Origin of the sequence: Pseudochrobactrum sp. AO18b, from assembly GCF_000409565.1 — a bacterium.
GTDB lineage: Bacteria > Pseudomonadota > Alphaproteobacteria > Rhizobiales > Rhizobiaceae > Pseudochrobactrum > Pseudochrobactrum saccharolyticum.
Map to the genome: position 1 here is coordinate 1 of NZ_ANNO01000323.1, position 2,606 is coordinate 2,606.

Here is a 2,606-nt window from a genome sequence, read left to right on the forward strand (position 1 = left end):
CAGGGGCAGACCATTGAGGCTACGCACAGCCAGATAGCCCCAGGCTTCAGCCTCCATAGAATCACCATCCAGCCCTGCTGTATCTGCATCAATCACCACCGCACCTTCAACTTGAGCCAAGGCAGTCAGCTCGGCCATAATTGCCGCGTTCTTACGTCCGCCGCCACTCACAACATAGCTACGAGGCTTTTGCGGCAGATGGGATGCCGATTGCAGGATCGAAGCCGCTGCCACATAGGCCAATGTGCGGGCACCATCCTCAACCGATACAACACCGATTGAAGGCACAGCAAAATCTCCGCGATCCAGTGAGCGGCGCTGATTACCGGTGAAAAATGCATTGCCCAGATAATGCGCGGCCAATGCCGCATCTGTCTTACCACTCAGTGCCAGCGCACCACCGGCATCAAAACTGCCCTGCCCGTGCATTTCCATCCACTGGTCGATCAGCATATTGCCAGGGCCACTGTCAAAAGCAGCTAATCGCCCTGTCTCATCGACATAGGTCAGATTGGAAATCCCGCCAATATTGACGAAGACAACCGGCATATCCGGCTGCTGCTCCAGATTATGTGCCAAAGCCGCATGGTAAGCGGGGATCAGCGGCGCACCCTGCCCGCCATGGCGCATATCCTCAGCGCGCATATCATAAACCACATCAATGCCGGTTTCCTGTGCCAGCAACGCCCCGTCACCAATCTGCACGGTCAGCACATCATCAGGGCGATGCAGCACCGTCTGCCCGTGAAAACCGATGACATCAACATCATCTGCGCTCAGACCTTGTGCAAACAGAAAGTCCTGTACAGCAACAGCATGCAGCAATGTCAGATCATGCTCAAGTTTTTCAAGAATACCAATACGCTCATCACGCTGCGTGATGCTTCGGGCATCGACAAGCCCCTGTTTCAAACGAGCGCGGAAAGCATCGGAGTAATTCATGCTACCGGAAGCAATGCGCTCAACTACCTGCTCACCGTCTGTCCGGATCAGCGCCAGATCAATACCATCCATAGAGGTGCCGCTCATCAATCCGAGTGCGCGATAGAGTGCAGTCATCTTTGTCTTTCCGTTTTCAATATTTCCGGTTTTGCACAGTTGGCAGGTACACGCAGGTTACATAAACCACACAAACGGCACAAAACGACAGCAATTTGCGATAAAATCGCCTTTTACGATGTCACACCTTTATTGTGATTTGCCCTGCAATAATGTTAAACGCTGGATTGTGTCAGTCACCGGAATAATATTCACGGCCTGCTCTCTGGGGTCTTCCCATATCACAATCCTTTGTCAGACAGGAAAAATCAATGTCCGGCTTTAAGTCCGATTTTCTACGCACACTTTCCGAACGTGGCTTCATTCATCAGGTTTCTGATGAATCAGGTCTGGATGAACTCTTCACCAAGGAAACTGTGACTGCGTATATTGGCTTCGACCCGACAGCATCCAGTCTGCATGCGGGCGGCCTCATTCAGATCATGATGCTGCATTGGATGCAGAAAACCGGCCACCGTCCGGTTGCGCTGATGGGCGGCGGCACCGGTATGGTCGGTGATCCGTCATTTAAAGAAGAAGCCCGCAAGCTGATGACGGTTGAAACCATTGCCGACAATATTGCCGGTATCAAAAAGGTTTTCACCAATTACCTCACTTTCGGCGAAGGCAAAACCGACGCGCTGATGGTCAATAATGCCGACTGGCTGGCAGGTCTCAACTATCTCGAGTTCCTGCGTGATGTCGGCCGTCATTTCTCCGTCAACCGCATGCTGTCCTTTGACTCGGTTAAAACCCGCCTTGATCGTGAACAGTCGCTGTCCTTCCTCGAATTCAACTACATGATCCTTCAGGCTTATGACTTTGTTGAGCTCAGCAAGCGCTACGATATGCGCCTGCAGATGGGTGGTTCCGACCAATGGGGCAATATCATCAATGGTATTGATCTCGGTCACCGCATGGGCACGCCGCAACTCTACGCACTGACTTCGCCGCTACTGACCACCTCTTCCGGTGCGAAAATGGGCAAGTCGCTCAATGGCGCTGTCTGGCTCAATGCTGACATGCTGAGTGCTTACGACTTCTGGCAGTACTGGCGTAATACTGAAGATGCCGACGTAGAACGCTTCCTCAAGCTCTACACCACTATGCCTATGGATGAGATTGCGCGTCTGGCAGCACTTGGCGGTTCGGAAATCAACGAGACCAAGAAGATTCTGGCCACCGAAATCACTGCCATGCTGCATGGCCGTGAAGCTGCGGAACAGGCTGCGGAAACTGCACGTAAAACTTTTGAAGAAGGTGCAATTTCTGACAATCTGCCAAGCCTGAGCATTGCCAAAGACGAGCTGTCAGCTGGTCTCGGCATTCAGGCTCTGCTGGTTAAAGCGGGTCTTGCATCGTCTAACGGTGAAGCACGTCGTCATATTCAGGGCGGTGCTGTGCGCATCAATGATGTGGCTGTTCAGGATGAACGCGCCGGTATCACTGCCGGTGACGTTACCGAAGACGGTATCATCAAACTGTCGCTGGGCAAGAAAAAGCACATTCTGGTACGTCCGGAATAAAACCAGCGATAATACAAATACGCAAAAAGCGCGGAGTAATCC

At 52.3% G+C, this 2,606-nt stretch carries 2 protein-coding genes; one reads left to right on the top strand and one right to left on the bottom strand.

The window, feature by feature from the left end; translation table 11 throughout:
- A partial coding sequence (locus A918_RS0112785; RefSeq protein WP_022711446.1) for an anhydro-N-acetylmuramic acid kinase occupies nucleotides 1-1,059 on the bottom strand: 1,059 nt, incomplete at its 3' end.
- Nucleotides 1,060-1,310: 251 nt separating this feature from the next.
- On the opposite strand from A918_RS0112785, the gene tyrS reads away from it, so the two are divergent.
- Entirely contained in the window at nucleotides 1,311-2,564 is a 1,254-nt protein-coding gene (gene tyrS, locus A918_RS0112790; protein WP_022711447.1) for a tyrosine--tRNA ligase, read from the top strand.
- Nucleotides 2,565-2,606 lie beyond the last annotated feature (42 nt).